Origin of the sequence: Paenibacillus sp. 2KB_20 (assembly GCF_052115765.1) — a bacterium.
Taxonomy (GTDB): Bacteria; Bacillota; Bacilli; order Paenibacillales; family Paenibacillaceae; genus Paenibacillus_AQ.
In genome coordinates, this window is record NZ_JBFRHH010000001.1 from 1,070,493 (window position 1) to 1,092,301 (window position 21,809).

Genomic DNA, 21,809 nt, shown 5'->3' on the forward strand with positions numbered 1-21,809 from the left:
CACTAATATGCTGTTGAGCCCGCTAAGACAGCTTTTTTAACGAGATCGTAAAAACGGTCCGTTCATACGGCTTGCTCGCCACCCGGATTTCCCCGCCCATCAGCTCAATCAGTCTTTTCGTAATCGTCAGACCCAAACCGCTGCCCTGGAATCTTTTATTCCTTGAATCCTCCAGCGTATACATCCGCTCGAAAATAAGCTCCTGATCCCGTTCATGAATACCTTTGCCTTTATCCCAAATGTCGATAAGCACCCGGCCCTGCTCATCCCGCAGCTTCATGCCGATCACCTTGCCCTGTGAACCATAACGGATCGCATTGCTCAGCACATTGTTTAATGCGCGGTTTAGTCCTTCTTCATTGCCCCATGCATAAAGCGGTGTTTCCGGAATATCGATGTCAGCCTGCAACCCTTCGGATTCGATCAGATCATAAAACATCAGCATGCTGTTTCTGGAAATTTCATTGATATGTATGCGGGTCAGGGGCATCTCCTTATCCCCCGATTCCAGCTTGGCCAGGTCAAAAAAACGGTTGATCAACTCTACGATCTCTACAGTCTTCGTATGCACCTTATCCAGTAGCCGCTCCCTTTCCTCCATTGGCAAGTCGGCCTTCTGGTTCAACGTTTCGATATAACCGAGCACCACGGTAAGCGGCGTCTTCAAATCATGCGATATGTTTGCCAACATCCGGCGCATCGCGATTTCTGTACGCATAAATCCTGTCTCGGACTGCCTGGTTTGCAAAAGCAAGTGATTGATAGCAATCAACAGTCTACGATATCCTGGATCCTCCGTAAAAAGCAGCAGTTGCTCCTGCGAGGACGAATCCTCAATCGTATTCAGTTTATCGATGATGTAGCCGAGCTGCTTAGCTCTTTTTTTCCGACCCATCCACTGCATCACATTCAGCAACGCCAACATGATCACAACAATCAGCAGAACGGCAACCACTAAAATTCCCCCAAACGGTAGCCGATGCCCCACAGCGTTTTGATGTACTGCGGATCGGAGGGCTGATCTTCAATTTTGTCGCGCAAACGGCTCATATGCACATTAATGACATTTTCATCGCCGAAATAGTCGTCATTCCAGACGGATGTGAAAATGTGCTGCTTGGTGAATACCTTTTTCGGATTCGTCATAAACAGCTTTAAAATTTGCAGTTCTTTGGCCGTCAGCTTGATCTCCTGGCCGTTTTTGGTCACGGTCAAATGATCCAGATCCATCTCTAGTTCATGGACCCGGATGATTTTATTTTGCTCAGTTGGGGGTGCTATTGCATAAGCCGTCACGCGGCGGATAGCGGCCTTCACTCTAGCCGTCAGCTCAATCATCGAAAAAGGTTTCGTAATATAGTCATCCGCGCCAAAACCAAGGCCGAGCGCCTTGTCCACTTCCCCATCCTTTGCGGATACGATCAGTACCGGCACATGGCTTTTCTCCCTGACTTTTTTAAGAAAATCCATACCGCTGATCTTGGGCAGCATCATATCCAGCAGTACGAGGTCATAATCTCGTTCGGCAAACCGCTCGAGCGCCTCCTCTCCGTCTTTGGCAAGCACCACCTGAAAACCTTCCATCGTCAAATAGCTCTCTACCATTTCGCCAATCGAGCTGTCATCCTCTACAAGAAGTATGTTCGAAGCCACGTCATTCACGCCTTTCTTTTTACGTCCATAACTCTAATATACTGGAAACAACGGCTCCGAGGTATATTCAGATTCATCTTCAAATAACCGCTCAAACTAAAATAACCCCACAAACCGATCTGTTGCAGCCTTGCGTACCGCCGAGTGTCGCATGAAGCACGTGTACAAAAATACAAATCGAAGGCTGCATGACCCGCATCTTTTAAATGTGAGGGATGCACAATGGACGCTATTTTAGAACGTTGTTGCGGTCTGGACGTTCATCAACTCCTGCCAGCTCTTGGGCGGGGGGATGTCCAGGCAACCATGAGAGTGCTGCAAAAAGAAAAGTTCTCGCATTCCTAAGGGCAAACGTATGGATCGTCAAACGATAAGGGAAGACGGATTGTAATATGAAGTGCGACACCTAAAACAAAATGGCCCATGCTGGTTTCGTGTAACATATTCCATTCGACTGATTCCTTCCATCCGGCTAAAGCCTAATTAGTTTCTAATGACTTTGTGTTAATACTTTCGTTCCATAAAAAGAAATAGACCGCCCTTGGTCAGGATCACGGTCTATTTCTGATCGAATTCCTATAGTAAGGCCGCTCTTATGGCGGTACGTTGTACTCGGGGATCGTGTTCGCGCACGGTCCCTCTTCCATTCTACGCATGAGTACGGCTCTTCCGCAGATTCCGGTTCATTCTATCGCCCTTAGTGACCGGACTGGTGCGTCTTTGGTTGTTCCTGCGCATGTGCGCTGCCGGATAGATTCAGCAGAACGACCCCCGCGATGATCAGCAGGATCGAGAATATTTTCAGACCATTAATCTGCTCCGCAAAGAACATATAACCGATGACGGTAATGATCATGATGCCAAGTCCCGACCAGATCGCGTAAGCTACGGATATTTCAATCTGCTTCAAGCTCAGCGTCAAGAAGCTCAAGCTGCAAATATAGAACACCACCAGCAGAACGCTGGGCAGCGGTTTGCTGAACCCCTCCGACAGCTTCATGTTCAGTGTCCCAGCCACTTCAAATAGAATAGCCAAACTTAAATACAACCAATGCATAATCTCAAGACTCCTCCCGTTTCTCTGCGGCAATGCCGAACAATAAGATGTCCATGACGGACTGCAGCAGCTCCCCTAGCGGCAATTGATGCTTCACCGTTGCCCTCGAATCATAAATCTGATGGAGCGAGCCGAGATACAGATCAATGAATAGCGGCATATGAATTCGTTTGATACTTCCCTCGGCCATCCCCTGCTCCATCAGCTCAGTAACAATGCCCCATTCCTCTCTGAAAAAGGTGTCCAGCTTCTCCCATTGCGCATAATGCGAGCGCTTCAGATCCGGCAACATTCCCAAATCCATCTTCTCCATCTCCTGCGGCAGACAGATTAGAATCTGATGAATCTTCTCCAGAACGGTAAGCTCCTCATCCCCCGCAATTTCATGTTCGCGCTGCTGAATATGCCGGATCATTCCGTCGATGATATGTTCGACAATCTCTTCCTTGGATGAAAAGTGCTCATAGATCGTCCGTTTACTAATTGCAAGGCCGCGGGCCAGATCACTAACCGTAAAAGTAAACCCCTGCCGCTGAATTAAGCGGATCGTTTCATTCAATATTCGCTCGCGCAAGTGAACAAACTCCCCTTCTGGTACTGTAAATACTTTATCGGTACCATTAGTATTATAACGCCTCCATCGGCATGAAATCCAGACATGATTTCTATAAAATATACGTGTGAAGAAAAATGCGACCGTGCACTTTCTCAAGAGCCGGACCGCCGCTTATAATAGAAAGTTTTTCTTGCGAGATAAACAGGCTAGACCCTCTGGAGTTAATCTGATCTCATAAAAAAAAGAGCCTGCTTACATACCGTAAGCAGGCTCTTATCCAGAAAACAACCCTTTAATCAAACCGCACGTCGCCAATGCCGAACCAAGGAAAATTTCCGGCTGCAGCATAGGCGCAGAAAGCGGCAGCTGTCAGTAATCCGACGACCAGAAGATCGTAGCGGGAATAACGAGATGGGTAATAATACGTTCGGGCCTTCGCCCGGTCTCCGTCAAATTGCTTGGCCTCCATCGCAGCGGCTACCCGATGGGCCCGGCGGATGCTCTGCGCCAGCAGCGGCACCACATACAGTCCTGCGCGATTCACCATGCCGCGAATCCCGCGAATCGGGCGAACTCCTCGCACTTTCAAGGCTTGGCGGCGGATTACATATTCCTCCCACACCATGGGCAGCAGCCGGATCGAAGCCATGAAGCTGTAGGCATATTTGGGCGCCAGCCTCAGCTTCTGCATCAGGCTGTAGAATAAATCCACCGAGGACGTTGTCGTAACGAGCAGCAGCCCCTCCGAAGCAAAGGCAATTCCTTTAAAGCCCAAATGCAGCCCCCGGTAGAAGCTTTCTTCCGATACCCGGAACAATCCCCACTCCCACCAGATCGTCTCCCCCTTACCGAACAGCATCATGGAAGAGGCGGACGATATGAAGGCAAGCAGAAACGGAATAAAGAACAACAGCATTTTCCACGGCTTCACCCCGCTGAGCACCACCAGACAGACCATAAAGATAAGCGCCTGATACAAAACAAAATCAAGATCATGGGTTAACACCGTCATGAAAAACAGCACACAGATCAGTCCCAGCTTCACCACCGGATTCGCCCGGTGCAGCCAAGTGATCCGCACGGGGTTCCATATATTCATGCGTTCACCCCCGTGAGGCGATGATCGGCCGCGGCTAAGGTGCCCCGAGGATCGGCAGCGCCGTTTACTCTCTTAGCCGCCTGCTCGGATGCAATCCTGCCAGACCAGCGCGGGGAAGGCATGCTCGAAGTCAGCTGTCCCTCCCGGATTTCCCATATATGCGTGGCAACCCGCTGCGCGATCTCCATTTCATGCGTCACCATGAGAATGGCGGTTCCCGCGCGGCGCAGCTGCTCGCACATCTCCAGAATCGCGAACGTATTCCGCGCATCCTGTCCGAAGGTTGGCTCATCCAGGAGAAGGACGGATGGCTGTCTTGCCATGGCCGTAGCCACGCTCAAGCGGCGCTTTTGGCCTGTCGACAGCTGGTACGGATGCCTAGCCTCCATGCCCTTCAGTCCAAAGCGTTCAAGACAGCGGTCGGCCTGCACCTTCGCTTCCTCCGGCGGCACATGATCCACCAGCAGCGAGTAAACCACCTCATCACCGATGCGCTCCGTCAGGAATTGAAGCTCCGGATTCTGAAACACGAATCCGATTTGGCGCAGCTGCTGCTCTCTCTTCTTTCGCACCTTTCGGCGCTTGCCCTGAATGACCTCTTCCCCGCAAAGCACATAGGTCCCTTCGGAGCGCAGCAGCCCCATCAAACTTAACAGCAGCGAGCTTTTGCCTGCTCCGTTCGGCCCTACCACCGAAATGAATTGTCCCGGAACCACCTCCGCAGAAGGGAGAGCGATAACGGGTTTATCCCATCGGAGCCCTCTGAAATCCGCCAGTTGAATAACAGGCTCCCCACGCTGAGCGTACGTCGGAGCAGCCTCATGTACAAGATTACCCGACTCATCGCCAAACACGTCGACCAGAGCAAACAACTCTCTGCCCGCCCGGGTCTGCGCATAATCCTCCCATACGCCGGGATACCAGATTCCATAGGCTTGGAGTTCCTTCTCGTATTCAGCGAATATCGCTGCTGGGGGACCTTCGCCCAGAATTACCCCATCCGGGCTGAACAGCACGACACGATCCACATATTGGGCCATTTCTTCAATCCGGTGCTCCACGATGATCAGCGTACGCCCTTCCGAAACGGCCTTCACCGCGGACCAGATTTGCTCCCTGCCTTCCGGGTCGAGCAGCGCAGACGGCTCGTCAAGGAACAGCACTTCCGGCTCCAGCAGCAGAGCCGATGCCAGCGCAAGTCGCTGCTTCATGCCTTGAGACAGATGCCCGATCGGCATATGGAGCTCCTCAAGATCAAGCCCCACCTCGCGCAGGGCCGCCTGCATCCGCTCCTTCATCTTGTCGTGGGGGACACTTAGATTTTCCAGTACGAAAGCCAGCTCTTCATCCACGTACGGCATACAGAACTGGGTATCCGGATCTTGAAATACATAACCCCAAGAGCGTGGAATCAGCTGGGCCCCGCATTTCATCGGCACCTCCGTCGCGCGGGGAATCATCCCGCTAAGCACCTGCAGCAGCGTAGATTTGCCACAGCCGCTCGGACCGAGCAGCAGCACCTTCTCCCCGCGGACAGCCGAGAAGGAGAGGTCTTTGAACATCAATTGCTCCTCGCCCGGATACTTCAGGCGCAATCCCTCCACATACACGGCCGGTTCCGGAAGCATCTCAACAGACTGAGCCGGAACCGGGCTAACCGTGGCATTAGACATGGCGCGGATCATCCAGTGCTTCGTAATCCTTCTTCGACGCAGGACGGAGCAGTGATGTCACGCCCGTACGGTCAAGCGCTTTAGCCAGCAGGAGCATAAGAAGGCCTGCAATGACGGCGCCGCTAAGTACCCGCATACCGTATTTAGCGAGGAACATCCACGTCTGCAGGTCATCCGTATAGCTGTAATAGAAGTCCATGATCATCGAGCCGATGGCTGCGCCGGCACCGGCAATCGCCAGCGTCCACGCTGAGGTGCTCCGATAACGGAACGCCGCGAATACCAATTCAGCCCCCAGTCCTTGAATGACGCCATACAACAGTAGGGTCAATCCCCAGCCGCTCCCAAACAGCACTTCTACGTGGGCCGCCGCCACTTCCGCGATAATGGCCACTCCCGGCTTCCGGATCAACAAGTAAGCAAGCGTGGCTGCAGCGAACCACATGCCGTATAACAACTCATCCGCTTCAAAGAACAGCGGTTTTAATAGATTGTAAACCGAACCCCAGAAGTGATAAATGACGCCAAGCACCAGTGATACCAGTACCGTAACCAAAATATCGCTTAACCGCAGTCCTTTTCGGGGCTGAACCCCCAACTTCTCTTGCACAGACGTTCCCATAATAACACATTCCCCTCTCCACCTCTATTTTTGTGTAAACACAACAAAAAACCGTCTGGAAAAACGCGCAGACGGAAAAATAGGCCCTATGTAGGCAGGGTCGGATATTCTCTACGCTGGCATTACCCAGTTCAGATTAACGGTCAACAGCGGATAGCAGCTGCAATCTCAGCCTGATTCACTCAAGCCCCCGTATTCCTATTCGGTTTTATGTTAACTTTAAAATACACATTCACTCCGGAATAAGCAAGAACCTTTTTTCAAAAATGGCTATTTATTGATTTCCATCTCATTCTATGTCAATATCAGAGTGATTGGCTTTTCCACCAACGTTTATTGCTGACACCTATGCACAAAGGAGAATGACATGGCTAAACAATTGCTGCGTCTGATGACTGAGCTGTCTTCCCGCAAGTGGCTGTCCCGAATCATGGGGCATTGTTCCCACAGCCGGCTGAGCCGTCATCTAATACCTGCATTCATACGAATTTATCAAATTCCGGCGCACGAAGCGGAGAAAGAAATCAACGAATACCGCTCACTGAACGAGTTCTTTTCCCGCCGGTTAAAAATAGGCCTCCGCGCCATAGATGACACCGCCGACGCCATGGTAAGCCCAGTCGATGCCACAATTTCGGCAATGGGCGTCGTCAACGCCGGTACCATTCTGAGCGTTAAGGGACAGGATTATACCTTGAGCGAGCTGCTCGCGAAATCACCGAGAATGGAAAACTACATCCACGGTTATGCATTTGTATTGTATTTAAGCCCGACCGACTATCATCGCATTCATTCCCCGGTAACCGGTGTTCAGGCGGAAAGCGAGCATTTGAAGGGACGCGTTTACCCCGTGAACGATTTTGCGATGACCCATATCCGGAATGTGCTCAGCCGCAATGAGCGCCTCATTACCTATATTGCGCATGAGTTCGGCGAAGTTGCCGTCGTGAAGGTCGGAGCCATGAACGTAAGCAGCATCCGTTATGCTGACGAGAACGTGAAGAAATACGAAATCGGCGATGAACTCGCGTACTTTGAATTCGGCTCTACAGTTGTACTTTTGACGGAGAACGGCACGTTTACCCCTCGAGGTGACCTAGAACCCGGCTCCAAGGTGAAGATGGGAGAACTGCTCGGTTTGCTTCACCCGTCCCCAGCCAGAAAAGGGTGATTCCATCTACCTTACCAAACATCGCATGACAAGTTAAGGCCATAAATCATTGGCTGCATGAATGATTAACGCCGACCCAGCATCCGATAAATGATCCGCTGAAACAGCCGATCCGGCAGTACGCCCTTGATCCATGCGGTCGCCCGCGTGCCTCGGGGCAGCATATAGCGGAACCTGGGCTTAGCCATGGACGCAATTTTTGCCACAAGCCTGGCTACCTCCTGCGGATCCCCGCTTCCCCTGGCTGTCCGCTCGGAATAGTCCAGCACGCCCTTCAGCAGACCGCTGTAGGGTGATCCTTCCTTCACCGTAAGCTCCCCAAAGCTTTTGTTCCAGATCGGCGTACCATAGGCACCAGGCTGGATCAGCACGACATCAATGCCAAAGGGCATCACTTCCATGGACAGGCTTTCGCCAAACCCTTCCAGCGCAAATTTGGAGGACGCATAGGGTCCATAACCCGGAAATCCGACCACGCTGCTCATGAGAATGATTTTGGATTTTCCGGTTCGCCGGAGCAGCGGCAGCATATGCTGTGTCACCGATACGGTCCCGAAAAAATTCGTCTCCATCTGCTTTCGCCAGCCGCTGAGCGGCACTTCCTCCACCATGCCGCCTACCGCTTCCCCGGCATTGTTAACCAGCACGTCCAACCGGCCATACCTCTGCTCCAACTCCAAGGCAGCGGCCTTGACTTGTTCCTCGATGCAGATATCCAGCTGGAATACGTGAATACGCTTGGCAACATCGGCTTGTTCGGCTCGGGCCAACAGTTCTGCAGCCGTCTCCGGCCTGCGCAGACCCGCTGCCACGTCATAACCTGCTTTTGCCAGCTCCAAGCTGATGTGCAGTCCGAACCCGCTCGACGCGCCCGTGATCAGCGCAACCTTTCCTGCTCCCGCCGTTACCACCGGATCACCGCTTGCTCGGCCAATGCCACTCTCTCCATCACACCCATCACCCTTCCGTTATTCGAAATGCCTGCCCGGGCCATTTTTCTTAAACCCTGCCTTCAACGCTTTATTATTCCAAATACTTTGCGCGGACCCTAAAAACATATCGAAAAAAGGGAGCCATTTAGCTCCCTTTTGCGTTCATCCAGAGAAAAGCGTATATGATAACGGGATTCAACGTCACCCGTATGTAGGCCAGGTCTCATTTAAAACCATACATCCTGATGATCTTGAGTCGTTGTCTTCATACGGCGCAAGCGATTTCTGAAAATAGCGCAGCCACCACGACTGAAGAAACGTCCACGCACCCGTCTTCTTGGGCTCATTCCTCTCTCCCCCCTTCATAAAATAAAACTGTATCTCGTTTTTTACCCTAAATCGCTTGCTATGAAACCATTAACCCCTCCTACCAATCAGGTAAGTTATGGAAGGGCGAGGGAATCACCGAATTTCGGATGGGCTCTTGCCCGTATACTGCTTAAATTGCCGGCTAAAAAAGAAAATATCCCGGTAACCCAGCGCGTCAGCTACCTCCGTTACGTTCATGCCTTGGTGCAGCAGCAGATGCTGCGCTCGCTCGATCCGCATCTGAATGATGTATGATTGCACCGGCGTGCCGATCAGTTCCTTGAACTTGATCGAGAAGTAACGGGGGGACAACCCCGCTCTAGCGGCCAAATCCTCTACCCGATGGGGAACCCCCGGGTGCTGACGGACATAATTCGCGATTTCATGGATAGCCTCTGACAGCTGATTGCTTGCTTTTTTGACCACCGGCTCAGCAAGATCTGAACGCAGCAGATGAATCATCAGCTGTTTCAGAATAAGCTGCCCCTCCTCCAATGATCCATAGGGCTTGTCCAGATACAAACGCACGTAGCGCGCGAGCAAATATTCAAAATCCATCGTTTCCGTCAGCTTGCGATAGGATGCAGGGATATGCTGCACCGGGTCGGCCACATCAAAATGGATATATGTCAATACGAGCGGTTTCTGCGGATTGTGCGTCGCACTCGTATGATCTCCTGGTCGGAACAGGAAGCAGCTTCCTTTTCCCACAGCAAAGGGCTCGTCATTGAGCTCGACCGTGCCTTCACCGCTCCATACATAGAACAAATCATAATTCTGCATGGGTCTTTCGCGTTTTTGCCATTTCCAGCCTGGCTCACATACGATTTTGGCAAGCGCAGACATGATTATAAAAGAAGACGGCGATGCATTTAGCATCACGTCATAACCCCCTCATCTCATTCAAAAATTGACCTCTTTTCCATCATACCCGTTTTTTATGTTTTTTGCATGTCCAGCCATGCCTGCGCAATCCGGGTAACCCCTTCTTCAATGCTGGCTATGTCCAGATGCGAGAAGCCAAAGCATGCTGCAGGCAATCCGGGTATACGATGATATACCGATGCATCCCGAAACATGACACCGCGTTTGCGGGCAGCTTCTTGGAACTGGGCATACTCTTCCTCGGAGCGCAGCCAGTTCGCATAAACGTGCAGGCCGGCATCGCCGGGATGAAGACGAAACAGTTCGGAGGCATGCGTATCCATCGCCTGGCGAAGCGCCTCATACCGTGCACCATACAGCCGAGTCATTCTTCTAAGATGCCGACCGTAACCCCCTCGCACAATAAAGCGCGCCAGCGCGCGCTGCTCCAATACGGCTGGTGAGATCGGCTCGTACAGAGCCTTAGCCTGCACAACCGCCTCAACCAGGCTTGGGGGCAGCACAGCATACCCGATGCGGAGCCCGGTGAACATCGTTTTGGAGAACGAACCGACGAAGATGACACGTCCCTCGTTATCCAGCATTCGCAAGGGCTCAATTGGCTTGCCGCCCCAGCGGAACTCGCTGTCGTAATCATCCTCGATAATAAAGGCCTGACGGCTTCGCGCCCAATTCAGCAGCGCCCGTCTTCGCTCCAGCGGCAGCACCGCTCCCGTCGGGTATTGACGGCTGGGGCTTACGACAAGCAGACTTGCGTCCCAGTCACGCGGTATCAATCCGGTATCGTCTACCGGGGATGGCAGCGGAATCCCGCCACTCAGGCTGATGCCCCGATGGATTCCTTGATAGCCGGGATCCTCCATGACCACCTGATCGCCAGGATCAACCAGCAGCTGAAACATGAGGACTAGCCCCTGCATGGATCCGCTGAAGATCACGATCTGCTCGGGGTCGGCCTGGATTCCCCGCGTAAAACGCAGGTGTCCGGCTATCGCCTGGCGCAGTTCGAGGTCTCCCTCCGGCGGCGCTCCGTTCTGCAGCTCGACTCCCCCGCTTCCACCTGCATAGGATAACGCGCTCCGCCACTCCGAATACGGAAAATCCTCCATGGGCATCCGTGCATTCGCGAATGAGATTGTACCTGGGGGAGGTTCTCTCAGCAGCATCTGTGCCAAGGTATAATCCCCGCTTTGGCTCACCAGTCGTTGCCCCCAAGTAGAGAGCACCGGCGCTCCCTCGGCCAGCGGCGGCTGGTCTACCATGGCAATCCCCTCTGCTACGTAAGTTCCGCTGCCCTGCCTGGACACAACATAACCTTCGGCCATCAGCATGTCATAGCTCTGCGCGGCCGATCCTCTGGACACACCATACAGCTTGGCCAGCTCGCGTGTGGCGGGAAGGCGGGTTCCTTCCGGCAGCTTGCCGCTATGAATGGCAGCGCGAATCGAGTGGTATAGAGCCAAATATTTATATCGATATTGTTCCACATATGTCTCAAACGGCAATCCCAGCTCCATCATGACGACTCCTATCATTCTTGATATAAAATTGGACTATATAAATTACTCTAAATTGGCGCTTTTTCCTTGTCAATATTCATCATAAACTGTTATTCAAAATGATAGGGGGAGCGTTTAACCATGAGAAGAGACGAGTTTGCGATGGAGGATCAACAAGAGATCGAGGATTTCCTCAGCGGCATGAGCTTTGGTTTCCTTGGAACAGCCGATGAAGAGGGGATTCCGCGTGTAACGCCATTGAACTTTGCTTATGTGAACGGAGCGTTCTATTTTCACGGCAGCCGGATGGGTGAAAAAATGGATCATCTGCGCCGGACGCCCGCCGTGTGCTTTACCATAGCTGATGAGTATGCACTGATCCCTTCCTATTTCTCCGATCCGGAGATGGCCTGCCCGGCTACGGCCTACTTCAAAAGCGTAACGGCGATCGGCGAGGTGGTGATCGTGGATGATCTGGAGGAAAAGGCTCTTGCGATGGAGGCACTGATGACAAAACTGCAGCCTGAAGGCGGATACCGCGCCATTGACGCGAATGACCGTGCTTATATCCCCAGACTGAAAGGGGTAGCGGTCATCAAACTCGCTCCGCAGCGAATGAGCGCCAAGTTCAAGTTCGGCCAGAACCTGAAGCCGGATTCGCTTCAGACCGTAGTCGAAGGGCTTGAATGCCGGGGCAAAGAGCGGGATAAAGAAACCGCCAGACTGATATGCAAGTATCATCCTGGACCGCGTTAAAGCATTAAAATTATCCGTGACGGTTCCTGGGGTAGGTGGTATAATATTAGGCAATGAAAACGTAAAGGCAACTTGTCACCTACACTTACCTTAACCAAAAGTATTCGGAAGGAAGGAATCAGTTCATGAACCCATTGGTTGGTCAATTGAATGGAAAAATGCAAGCCGGCAATCCGCATGTGTATGACATGCTCTCCACACTCGGCAAAGAAATCTACTTCCCGAAAGAAGGCATCCTGAGCCAATCTGCGGAAGCGACGAGCCATGCGAAAAAATATAACGCTACGATCGGTATTGCAACCGAAGGCGGAGTCCCGATGCATCTGGGCGTCATCCAGGACAAACTTTCGGCTTACCAGCCGAAGGATCTGTACCCGTATGCCCCTCCAGCAGGCAAACCGGAGCTGCGCTCCGTTTGGCGAAACAAGATGCTTCAAGAGAACCCTTCGCTTGAAGGCAAGAGCTTCAGCAATCCCATCGTCACGAATGCGCTGACGCATGGTCTTAGCATCGTAGCCGATTTGTTCGTGGATGAAGGGGACGCCGTGATTTATCCCGATAAGAACTGGGAGAATTACGAGCTGACATTCGGCATTCGCCGCCATGGCATTCATGTAACCTATCCTCTCTTTACGGACGATATGAAATTTAACGCCGAAGGACTTCGTCAAGCTCTGCTCAGCCAGAAGGATAAAGGCAAAGCGGTTGTTCTGCTGAACTTCCCGAACAACCCGACGGGCTATACGCCTGGTGCTCAGGAAGGAGCTGCCATCGTGTCCGCGATCCAGGAAGCCGCCGAAGCCGGCATGAATATTGTCGTCGTTACGGATGATGCGTATTTTGGATTGTTCTTTGAAGATTCACTGAAGGAATCGCTCTTCGGACGTCTGGCAGGCCTTCACCCTCGCGTGCTTCCTGTGAAGGTCGACGGTGCGACCAAGGAAGAATTCGTATGGGGATTCCGTGTCGGCTTTATCACGTATGCGGCAGAAAATAAAGACGTGCTGGACGCACTGGAGCAGAAAACGCTCGGCATTATCCGGGCAACGATATCCAGCGCCTCCCACCCTTCGCAAACCTTTGTTCTGGAGGCGCTGAAGGCGCCGGAATTCCACGAACAGAAGGAAGAGAAATTCGTCATCATGAAAGGCCGCGCGAACAAAGTGAAATCCGTTCTCGACAGCGGCAAATACGGCGATGCATGGGAATATTATCCGTTTAACTCCGGCTACTTCATGTGCCTGAAGCTGAACACGGTAAACGCCGAAGAGCTCCGTTCCCATCTCATCCATGAGTATGGCGTAGGAACCATCGCCCTTGGCGAGCATGATCTCCGGATCGCCTTCTCTTGTATTGACGAGGAGTATTTGGAGGATCTGTTCGACCTGGTCTACAAAGGAATTCAGGACCTGCAGAAGGCTTAATGATCGGCTGTATATGAAGAAGGTATAAGCTCCAAATAACGAGAACATTAAACTCTTCAGCCCTCTCACTTCCCTACAGGAAGTCGGGAGGGCATTATTTATGTTCTGCGACATTCCTAAAATACACCGTTTATGCCGCCAAATATCCGACCTAAAACATTAAAATAGATCATGATAAAAGACAATATAAGGGCTATAGGTAAAACGACTACAAATTGCATTTTATTTTTAGGAATGATAAGTAATAAAACTAAGATCATCATTAGATATACTCCCATAAGCCATGGGATTAAATAGTAATGAGTGTGAATGGGTAAGTAAGCATGACGTAATTCAAACCCTTCTGACAGCAAAGCTGTGATGGGAAGCGCCGAAACCATATGAGAAAACAATCCATTTCCACGCGCATACCACATAATATAAGCGCAAACAGGAGATATCACCGCGCATATACCCCAAAAAACAATGGCTCTCTCTGGGAAAAAGTGTAGAAAAAGCACGGTGTAAGCATAATAAACGGTAAGCATGGATCCAAAGAAGACGAATACTTTTACAGCTGCTATTTTGGGCGAATAGCTGAACACCGATAAAAGCGCGGCAACAAATACCCATATGCCAAAACGTCCACCGATATTGTCAAATATGGGGTTAATACCCGGTGCATCCACAAGTTTTGCTGCTAAACCCAAAATAGCTCCGATTATCATTGCACTTACTATTGAAAAGACTTTTTGTTTTGTATTTGATTTGTTCTGCACTCTAATCTGATTCAACTTATGATATATTTCCATTTCTCCCTCCAATTTTCATGATTATTTAACATCCTAACATAAGTGAAAGGCCCCCGTACGGAACTTTCACCTTAACGATGACGCCCATGCTGAGCGTAATAATAAAGACCGGGGAGAATGATTCCTGGTCTTTATTTTTTCTTCTGCCATATCTATACGCTCGCCCATACACATAGACGATTAGCCACATACAATACCGTGTACTACAAATCAACGAACTGAAAGGGGAATGAACATGGGTGCAGTTGAAGAAGTAAGACACGGTGGATACGGCGGATACGGCGGTGGATACGGAGTTGGAGCAATCCTGGTTCTCTTTATCCTGCTCGTTATCATCACTCGTTCTTTCTGGGTGTAATGACAACTAGATAACAGCCGAACAGAAATCGCAGGTCGCCACACCACGCACTGCGATTTCTGCAAACGGAATAACCCATACTATAATGACAATAGAAGGCCGGGACGCTAACGTCCCGGCCTCTTCCCATTTATTCGTCGTCATCGTCTTCACGCCGGCTCTTCCGAGCAGCAGCGCTTCGGAACAGAAATACAAGCACGATACCTGCAACCAGCGTACCCAATATACGCCCGGGGGCACTAAGAATGCCCGGAATGAGCGGGAGCCACAGCAGGACAGCCCAGAACAGCTGCACCTGGAAGATGAGCTTCCCTTCATTGTCGCGGCGCGTTCCTTCCGGAAGCGGGTAGACATGCAGCCAGAACGATTCCGGATGAAGCTTTCGCAGTGCAGACAGCTGGAGTCCGATGATCATCAGGCTGATCAAATACACAATCGCCGATACCAGACTCTCCCGGGTTGCCCACACAAGAAAGGCACCCAGCAGTCCGACCCGAATCAGTATACCCAGAATATCACTGCGCGTCAGGCTCTTAATAAGAAGAAATCGATAGGCGCTTTCCTTCTTCCACGCCAATCCCTTGCCCCATCCGGACAGCCATTTCCGCGCATGGACACGCTGCCCGCGCTGAGGCACATTCACGAACCAGCTCAGCACCATCATCACCCGGCTCGCCTGTCTCTCATCGACGGCGATTAATCGCTCCCAAGCGACCAAATGCTTGACGGGGACTGACAAGGCGGCAACATACGTGAGGCCGAGCAGAGCCATAAATAGGAGAGCGCGGCCCGATGGATGCCATAACCAGGCGGCTAAGCTCAGCGCCGGAACGATCCAGCGGAGTGCCCGGTAGGCTGCTGCCGCGTTCCTTGACACCATAAGCTGCTCCTTCCAGCTCCCATAGCTGGATAGCAGTTTAAACAGCGTCAGAACAACAAACGTAGCGAGCAGCGGTTTTGGCGAAACATCGCTGCGTATGTATAGAGGCCATAGAATTAACATCACCAGTCCTAAACCGATGATTTTATAAATGACGCCGCTGAACCACGCTTTACGGAAATATTCCTTCATCCGTGATTCCTGCGGAATAAGGAACACCGTATCCGCCGAACGCAGATACGTGCGGATACTGCTGTTGATCATGAGAGGCACAAGGATAATCATCACGATCCAGCGAATCGGCAGATCTGGTGGAATATTCTGCAGTAGTGCGGTGTACCAGGCAGCGAACGCAATCAGAACGAACAGAAATACGACGGCTACCCCGCTCTGTATGACATAGCCCAGATAGGGGAAAATTTCACCCCAGAACTGTCCGCGTCGTTTGACATACAGCTCACGCAGATTCATTCGCCGTTACCGTCCTGAATCAGCACATTAAACAGCTCCTCCAACGACATGCCGGGTCTTCCGGCTTGATCCTGAATTTCCTTCAGCGTCCCCTGAGCAATGATGCTGCCGCGGTGCAGCACGATGAACCGGTCGCAATAATTCTCAATCGTGGAGAGAATATGAGAGCTCAGCAAGACCGAAGCGCCGGACGCCTTCAGCTCCAGCATGAAGTCAAGCAGCGAACGTATCCCGAGCGGATCAAGCCCAAGGAAGGGCTCATCAATAATGTACAGCGACGGTCTGGCTACGAACGCGCACATGATCATCACTTTTTGGCGCATACCCTTGGATAAATGCGTGGACAGGCTGTCCATCTTCTCTTCCATACGGAACATCTTCGCCAACTGCTCCGAACGCGCCTCATAATCTTCATGGGATACGCCATAGGAACGTGCCGTAAATTCCAGATGCTCGCGTACCGTCATCTCCTCATACAACAGCGGGGATTCAGGAACAAACGCTAGGGCGCCGTGATAAGCTTCCGAATGCTCTGTGCGGCTCTTCCCTTGAACCTGAATACTCCCTTTTTGCGGATTCATCAGCCCGAGAATATGCTTCATCGTGGTACTCTTGCCCGCGCCGTTCAGGCCGATCAAACCTACCATCTCACCCGGTTCAACCTGAAAGGTTACGTCATGCAGAACCGGTCGGTTCATGCTATACCCGCCGCTTAATCCTTGAACAGACAATACCGGCTGTTCACTCATTATTGATCACCTCTTATTCTGAAAAGTCCGGTCCTTATGGATTTCGACCACATCCGCTGAATCGGACCCGAAAACAACATACCGGTTACAAGCTTCGCGTTTATGGAGTATTAGCTCCGTGGAGGCTTGTTCTTCAACCATTTCGGAGCGCCCTTGTTCTTGCGGTCCCGCTCCCTTTCACTCTGACGCTGACCCGATGCCTTTCCGCTTCCCGCTTTTCCATTGGCGCTGGTGGAAGCAGGCTTTCGGGCTGGTTTCTCTTTACGGGCAGCATCCCCGGCTGACCCACGTGGACCATGTCCTCGATCGGTTGGTGTTGAACGCGGGGCTCTTACCTTGCCGCCATAAAGGGCGCGTTCTTCGATCGATATGCCCAGCTCGCGATTGAACTTGCGCATGATAAACGTCTGACGGTCCGTTACGAGCGTTATCGCCATGCCGCTCCGCCCCATGCGTCCAGTGCGTCCTGCGCGGTGTGTGTAATGCTCGGCATCAATAGGAGGATCGTAATTGATCACCATGCCGAGTCCTTCGATGTCAAGTCCGCGGGCAGCGACATCGCTAGCGACCAAGAGCTTGGTACGCCCTTCTCTAAACGAATTCAGAACCCGGCTTCTAGTCATCTTGTCGGCATCACCATAGATGGCAGCCGCATTTAAGCCGAGGTAGTTCAACTTCGCCTCAACCTCTGCCAAATTCTCGGTGGCATTGACGAAGACAATCGCACGGTCTGGATTGTAATGCCGGACCACGCGGCGCAGCATGTCCAACTTGTCACGCTCTTCCGTCACAAAATAATAATGCTCCAGCGCGGACGGCGTCCGCTGCTCCGGATCAATCCCGATTTCGACCGGCTGATCCATCTCCTTCTTAACGAGCTCTGCCGTTTCCGGACTTACCGTGGCAGATAAGAACACCAATTGACGGTCACGTAATGCACTGCGCAGAATGCGATCCACATCGCCGGCGCCGCCCAGATTAAACACCTGATCCACCTCGTCCACTACGATCGTAGTCACTTGGTGCATTTTCAGTTTCCGGATTTCGATCAGTTCCCGCACACGTCCCGGTGTCCCTACGATCAGCTGCGGATGCAGCTTAAGCTTCTCAATCTGACGCTTGGCTGCGGCACCGCCGATAAGACCAAGCACACCGATTCCGCGGGCTTCCCCGTAACGCTCGCTCTCTCTCACAATCTGAACAGCAAGCTCTTGGGTCGGAGCAAGAATCAATTTCTGGGCACCCTTGATTTCCGGATCGATGGCCTGAAGCACAGGCAGCAAATAAGCAAGCGTCTTTCCTGTGCCTGTCTGTGAAGTCGCGAGCACGTCCTTGCCTTCGAGTATGCGCGGTATAGCCTCAGTCTGAACGGGAGAAGGCGTGACAATGCCAAACTCCGTTAATCTGGAGGACAAATCCTCGGCTATTCCTAATGTATGAAATGTAGTTGCAGTCATATGTTAGTCCATCCTTTTTTTAGATATCAGAAGTCTATCATTCCAAAGCGCGTCTGCCTGATATCGCTAGAAAAACCTTCCGATACATGTGGTTTGTTTACTTTAATAGTGGTGGAAGCAGGCGTGTTTCCTAATAAGTGTTATTCGCTCTTTTTCATTATATGCCAAAACAGGAGTCCTCACCAAATCAAACATCCTAAACGGCGTGAACAGCACATCATACATGTTCATACGAATAGGCTTGATCACCCTTCTGTTTAAGGCAAAAGAGAAAGAAACGACTTCGCGGCAGCAGATAGCGGAACACCTCGAAGCGTTGCAATTCCTATGCTGCGCTCGGGAATTGGCGGATGGAGCGGCACCTCGATCAGCTGACCTGCTTGCAATTCCTCGTTAGCATAGTCTCGAATGACAAAAGCCAAGCCAAAGCCGCTCCGGGCAAACTGTACCAGCAGCTCAATGCTGCCAAGCTCAAACTCGGGTTTTAGCGTGACACCCTGCAGCTCAGCATACTGATCGACATACATTCTTGTGCTCCCGCCCCTCTCCAGCATAAGCAGCGGGTAGCTCCCGATATCGCGAAGGGACAACGGGTGTTGTAATTTGGCCCGCTCCGCAAATGATTTACCGGCAACTAAACAATCATGGATCGGGGAACTCGCGCGAAAATCGATTTGTTTATCGGAGGCCGGTAAATGAACGATGCCAAAATCAATCTTCCCTTCCTTGAGTAGGGACAACGTTTCCGGGGTTGTGCGGTTAGTAATGCGGATGCGAATATCCGGATAGGCGGCGTGGAAATACTCCAAATGCGGCAGCAGGTAATACTTGCACAGCGTATCGCTTGCTCCGATATTGATTTCGCCGCTATGCAAATTATGCATGTCCGCAATCGCCTTCTCGCCGATCTCGATAAAGCTGAAGGCCTGCTCGATATAGCGAAACAGCACATCACCCTCCGACGTGAGTTTAACCCCCCTGGTTGTCCGGAAGAACAGCGGCCCTCCGATCGTTCCCTCCAAATGCTTAATGGTATGGCTGACGGCCGGCTGGGTGATATGCAGATGCTCCGCTGCCTTCGATAAACTACCGAGCCGGGCAGTCCAATAAAAGACACGATACCACTCCATATTAATTTCCATCATGATAACCTCGATTTTATCAAATGATAACGGGAACCTGTATTGAAAGATATAGCTAAAAAATTCATCCGTTACCCGTATTCTTCTCTACAGAATCGTATAACATAAATTAATCTAATGTCTACTATTACTAATATCAATTTTATTTATAATGCTACAACTCATATAATGAGCCCTGTAAAAGAAAAAGACCGTAGGAGGCGAACACGTTTTGACAGTCACAGCCATTGTAGGAGCCAATTGGGGAGATGAAGGCAAAGGAAAAATGACGGATGTTCTTGCGGCGCAATCGTCGTATGTCGTTCGATTTCAGGGAGGGAGCAATGCAGGGCACACCATTATTAACGATTATGGGAAGTTTTCACTGCATATGCTGCCGTCGGGTGTATTCTATCCCAACGTAACGAATATCATCGGTCCGGGAACGGCTTTGGATATGGAGGTATTGATCAAAGAGCTGCAGGAGCTGGAAGCAAGGAACGTTCCCGCCCCCAAGCTGTTTATATCGGAGCGCGCCCAAGTCGTGCTTCCTATTCATCGGCTGCTGGATGAACTGGAAGAAGAGCGGCTAGGTGCCCGGGGATTCGGTTCTACGAAACGCGGGATCGCGCCATTCTATGCGGATAAATATGCCAAGCTTGGCATCCAGGTCGCTGATCTGTTCCACCCCGAGCGACTTCGTGAGCGGCTCGAGCAAATGCTCGCCATTAAGAACGTGCAGCTGCAGCATCTGTACGGGAGAGATCCGCTAAGCGTTGATGAGATGGTCACGCAACTGCTGGAGTCATTCCAGTTCCTGTCTTCGTATATCGAGGATACGACCACGCTGCTGCAGCAAGCGTATATGAAAGGCGACCCCATCCTCGTGGAAGGCCAACTAGGAGCACTGCGCGACCCGGATCACGGGATCTACCCGTTCTCGACCTCCTCCTCCACGCTGGCAGGCTATGCACCGGTCGGGGCAGGACTGCCGCCGTACGCCATCAGCCAAGTCATTGCCGTTGTTAAGGCTTATTCAAGCTGTGTTGGTGCTGGTCCCTTCGTGACCGAACTGCATGGGAATGAAGCGGATGAACTCCGTCGCCGCGGAGGCGATGCAGGAGAATACGGTGCAACGACCGGCCGGCCAAGACGAATGGGATGGTTTGATACGGTAGCCACTCGATACGGCTGTATGGTGCAGGGAGCTACCGAAGCCGTTCTCACCAACCTTGATGTCCTGGGGTATCTGGATGACATCCCCGTATGCGTTGGTTACGAGTTAGAGGATGGAAGCATCATTGACCATTTTCCGGTTACGGCCGATTTGCAGTCTGCGAAGCCTGTTCTGAGAACGCTGAAGGGCTGGAAATGCGACCTGTCGCATATCCGATCCTATGACGAGCTCCCGGAAGCCGCTCAGCAATATGTTCAGTTCATTGAATCATCCATTGGCGTTCCCATCAAGACGATCTCCGTCGGCCCGAGACGGGATCAGATTATGATGAGATAACCGGGTGACGGCTTGCTTTCACTTGATTTACGAATCCTTCCAGAACCCGCCGGACTCCACGGGGATCGCTCAGCATTGGCAAATGGCCGGTGCTGAGGCTTTCCACTCCATCCGCAGACAGATTGGCTATCATGCTTTCCTGCATGGATAATCCGAACTCTTTGTCTTGGGTGAGTTTCACATAAAGCTTTGGCACATCGGGAATAGACGCTTGAACGCGATCCGTATAGACTCTGCGAGCTTCCGGAACAAACTCCGCTACGATTCGGGAGGCCACTTCCTCCGGCAGGTCACTGCACAGCCCAGTACGGATTGCGGATTCGGGCGGATTCGTGCCAGCCGTTTTTAAGATGATCGGCATGATGACCCTGAGGGGAAACGGAAGCGCCGAAACAAACGAACCGCCGCGCTTAGGAATGGCCGCACCGATGGCAACAAACCCGGCAACACGGCCTGTGAACCGGGATGCCAGTTCGATAGCCAAAACCCCGCCCAAGGAATGCGCAACAATGACAAACTTGTTCGTCCCCCACGTTCTCACCTGCTCCGCCATATGGTTTACGTAATCCTCCAGCGCCAAATGATGTCCGGATATCTCTGCCCCATCCCGCAATGGATAATTCACTTTCAAACACGGATGACCCAGCCCTTCCACAACGAAATCCCATACTCCTCCGTTCAATCCTGCTCCATGAATAAAAACAAATCCCAGCTCTTCTTTAAACTTGTCTTGTTTCATCCTATATTCTCCTCCCATGATGGACCCTGTCCCA

Annotated in this window: 21 protein-coding genes and 1 riboswitch; of the genes, 5 read left to right on the plus strand and 16 right to left on the minus strand. The window is 51.6% G+C overall.

Annotated features, from left to right (window positions below; translation table 11 throughout):
• Window positions 1-22: 22 nt before the first annotated feature.
• The 7 genes from AB4124_RS05050 to AB4124_RS05080 all read right to left on the minus strand — a co-directional run bounded on the left by AB4124_RS05050 (window position 23) and on the right by AB4124_RS05080 (window position 6,660).
• Window positions 23-955 carry a sensor histidine kinase gene (locus AB4124_RS05050; protein WP_280530279.1) on the minus strand — a complete coding sequence of 311 codons (933 nt, stop codon included), beginning with the start codon at window positions 953-955 and terminating at the stop codon, window positions 23-25.
• On the minus strand, window positions 955-1,653 hold the full coding sequence (locus tag AB4124_RS05055) for a response regulator transcription factor (RefSeq protein WP_076324789.1): 699 nt from the start codon (window positions 1,651-1,653) through the stop codon (window positions 955-957). Before AB4124_RS05055 ends, AB4124_RS05050 begins: the two co-directional genes overlap by 1 nt.
• A 697-nt stretch (window positions 1,654-2,350) precedes the next feature.
• Window positions 2,351-2,710 carry a DMT family transporter gene (locus tag AB4124_RS05060; RefSeq protein WP_076324790.1) on the minus strand — a complete coding sequence of 120 codons (360 nt, stop codon included), beginning with the start codon at window positions 2,708-2,710 and terminating at the stop codon, window positions 2,351-2,353.
• 4 nt (window positions 2,711-2,714) lie between these two features.
• Complete coding sequence (locus AB4124_RS05065; RefSeq protein WP_076324791.1) at window positions 2,715-3,284, minus strand: TetR/AcrR family transcriptional regulator; 570 nt, start codon at window positions 3,282-3,284, stop codon at window positions 2,715-2,717.
• A gap of 274 nt (window positions 3,285-3,558) precedes the next feature.
• Window positions 3,559-4,365 (minus strand): energy-coupling factor transporter transmembrane component T family protein, encoded by an 807-nt coding sequence (locus AB4124_RS05070; RefSeq protein WP_430111945.1) that lies wholly within the window; start codon window positions 4,363-4,365, stop codon window positions 3,559-3,561.
• Window positions 4,362-6,038 (minus strand): ABC transporter ATP-binding protein, encoded by a 1,677-nt coding sequence (locus AB4124_RS05075; RefSeq protein ID WP_441971499.1) that lies wholly within the window; start codon window positions 6,036-6,038, stop codon window positions 4,362-4,364. The genes AB4124_RS05070 and AB4124_RS05075 overlap by 4 nt, the downstream gene beginning before the upstream one ends.
• A complete protein-coding gene (locus AB4124_RS05080) occupies window positions 6,031-6,660 on the minus strand; it encodes an ECF transporter S component (RefSeq protein WP_076324794.1) in 630 nt (209 codons plus the stop codon). Before AB4124_RS05080 ends, AB4124_RS05075 begins: the two co-directional genes overlap by 8 nt.
• 91 nt (window positions 6,661-6,751) lie before the next feature.
• A riboswitch (TPP riboswitch) is annotated at window positions 6,752-6,864 on the minus strand.
• A 163-nt stretch (window positions 6,865-7,027) separates the two neighbouring features.
• Between AB4124_RS05080 and asd the strand changes: the two genes are divergently transcribed.
• Window positions 7,028-7,831 (plus strand): archaetidylserine decarboxylase, encoded by an 804-nt coding sequence (gene asd, locus AB4124_RS05085; RefSeq protein WP_076324795.1) that lies wholly within the window; start codon window positions 7,028-7,030, stop codon window positions 7,829-7,831.
• 65 nt (window positions 7,832-7,896) lie between these two features.
• On the opposite strand, the gene AB4124_RS05090 is transcribed toward asd, so the two are convergent.
• The 3 genes from AB4124_RS05090 to pdxR form a co-directional block, all read right to left on the minus strand.
• On the minus strand, window positions 7,897-8,742 hold the full coding sequence (locus AB4124_RS05090) for an SDR family oxidoreductase (protein ID WP_441971502.1): 846 nt from the start codon (window positions 8,740-8,742) through the stop codon (window positions 7,897-7,899).
• Between the two features lie 483 nt (window positions 8,743-9,225).
• Window positions 9,226-10,011 carry a helix-turn-helix domain-containing protein gene (locus AB4124_RS05095; protein WP_076324797.1) on the minus strand — a complete coding sequence of 262 codons (786 nt, stop codon included), beginning with the start codon at window positions 10,009-10,011 and terminating at the stop codon, window positions 9,226-9,228.
• Window positions 10,012-10,070: 59 nt separating this feature from the next.
• Window positions 10,071-11,534, minus strand: coding sequence for a MocR-like pyridoxine biosynthesis transcription factor PdxR (gene pdxR / locus AB4124_RS05100; protein ID WP_441971652.1), 1,464 nt, complete (start codon window positions 11,532-11,534; stop codon window positions 10,071-10,073).
• Between the two features lie 123 nt (window positions 11,535-11,657).
• Between pdxR and AB4124_RS05105 the strand changes: the two genes are divergently transcribed.
• Together AB4124_RS05105 and AB4124_RS05110 are read left to right on the plus strand one after the other, a co-directional pair.
• Complete coding sequence (locus AB4124_RS05105) at window positions 11,658-12,272, plus strand: pyridoxamine 5'-phosphate oxidase family protein (protein WP_441971504.1); 615 nt, start codon at window positions 11,658-11,660, stop codon at window positions 12,270-12,272.
• A gap of 125 nt (window positions 12,273-12,397) precedes the next feature.
• On the plus strand, window positions 12,398-13,696 hold the full coding sequence (locus tag AB4124_RS05110; RefSeq protein WP_441971506.1) for an aminotransferase class I/II-fold pyridoxal phosphate-dependent enzyme: 1,299 nt from the start codon (window positions 12,398-12,400) through the stop codon (window positions 13,694-13,696).
• A gap of 116 nt (window positions 13,697-13,812) precedes the next feature.
• On the opposite strand, the gene AB4124_RS05115 is transcribed toward AB4124_RS05110, so the two are convergent.
• Complete coding sequence (locus AB4124_RS05115; RefSeq protein ID WP_441971508.1) at window positions 13,813-14,487, minus strand: hypothetical protein; 675 nt, start codon at window positions 14,485-14,487, stop codon at window positions 13,813-13,815.
• Between the two features lie 235 nt (window positions 14,488-14,722).
• Here AB4124_RS05115 and AB4124_RS05120 point away from each other — a divergent pair, with 235 nt between their 5' ends.
• A complete protein-coding gene (locus AB4124_RS05120; protein WP_009592125.1) occupies window positions 14,723-14,845 on the plus strand; it encodes a hypothetical protein in 123 nt (40 codons plus the stop codon).
• A gap of 130 nt (window positions 14,846-14,975) precedes the next feature.
• On the opposite strand, the gene AB4124_RS05125 is transcribed toward AB4124_RS05120, so the two are convergent.
• The 4 genes from AB4124_RS05125 to AB4124_RS05140 form a co-directional block, all read right to left on the minus strand.
• Window positions 14,976-16,196, minus strand: a complete 1,221-nt coding sequence (locus tag AB4124_RS05125) for an ABC transporter permease (protein ID WP_441971510.1) — start codon at window positions 16,194-16,196, stop codon at window positions 14,976-14,978.
• Entirely contained in the window at window positions 16,193-16,945 is a 753-nt protein-coding gene (locus AB4124_RS05130) for an ABC transporter ATP-binding protein (protein ID WP_213643262.1), read from the minus strand. Before AB4124_RS05130 ends, AB4124_RS05125 begins: the two co-directional genes overlap by 4 nt.
• 110 nt (window positions 16,946-17,055) lie before the next feature.
• On the minus strand, window positions 17,056-18,402 hold the full coding sequence (locus AB4124_RS05135) for a DEAD/DEAH box helicase (RefSeq protein ID WP_441971513.1): 1,347 nt from the start codon (window positions 18,400-18,402) through the stop codon (window positions 17,056-17,058).
• Window positions 18,403-18,659: 257 nt separating this feature from the next.
• Window positions 18,660-19,544: a LysR family transcriptional regulator gene (locus tag AB4124_RS05140; protein ID WP_339273690.1), complete on the minus strand. Its 885-nt coding sequence runs from the start codon at window positions 19,542-19,544 to the stop codon at window positions 18,660-18,662.
• A 211-nt stretch (window positions 19,545-19,755) separates the two neighbouring features.
• On the opposite strand from AB4124_RS05140, the gene AB4124_RS05145 reads away from it, so the two are divergent.
• Complete coding sequence (locus AB4124_RS05145; RefSeq protein ID WP_441971515.1) at window positions 19,756-21,036, plus strand: adenylosuccinate synthase; 1,281 nt, start codon at window positions 19,756-19,758, stop codon at window positions 21,034-21,036.
• On the opposite strand, the gene AB4124_RS05150 is transcribed toward AB4124_RS05145, so the two are convergent.
• On the minus strand, window positions 21,023-21,775 hold the full coding sequence (locus AB4124_RS05150) for an alpha/beta fold hydrolase (RefSeq protein WP_441971517.1): 753 nt from the start codon (window positions 21,773-21,775) through the stop codon (window positions 21,023-21,025). The genes AB4124_RS05145 and AB4124_RS05150 overlap by 14 nt on opposite strands.
• Between the last annotated feature and the right edge of the window lie 34 nt (window positions 21,776-21,809).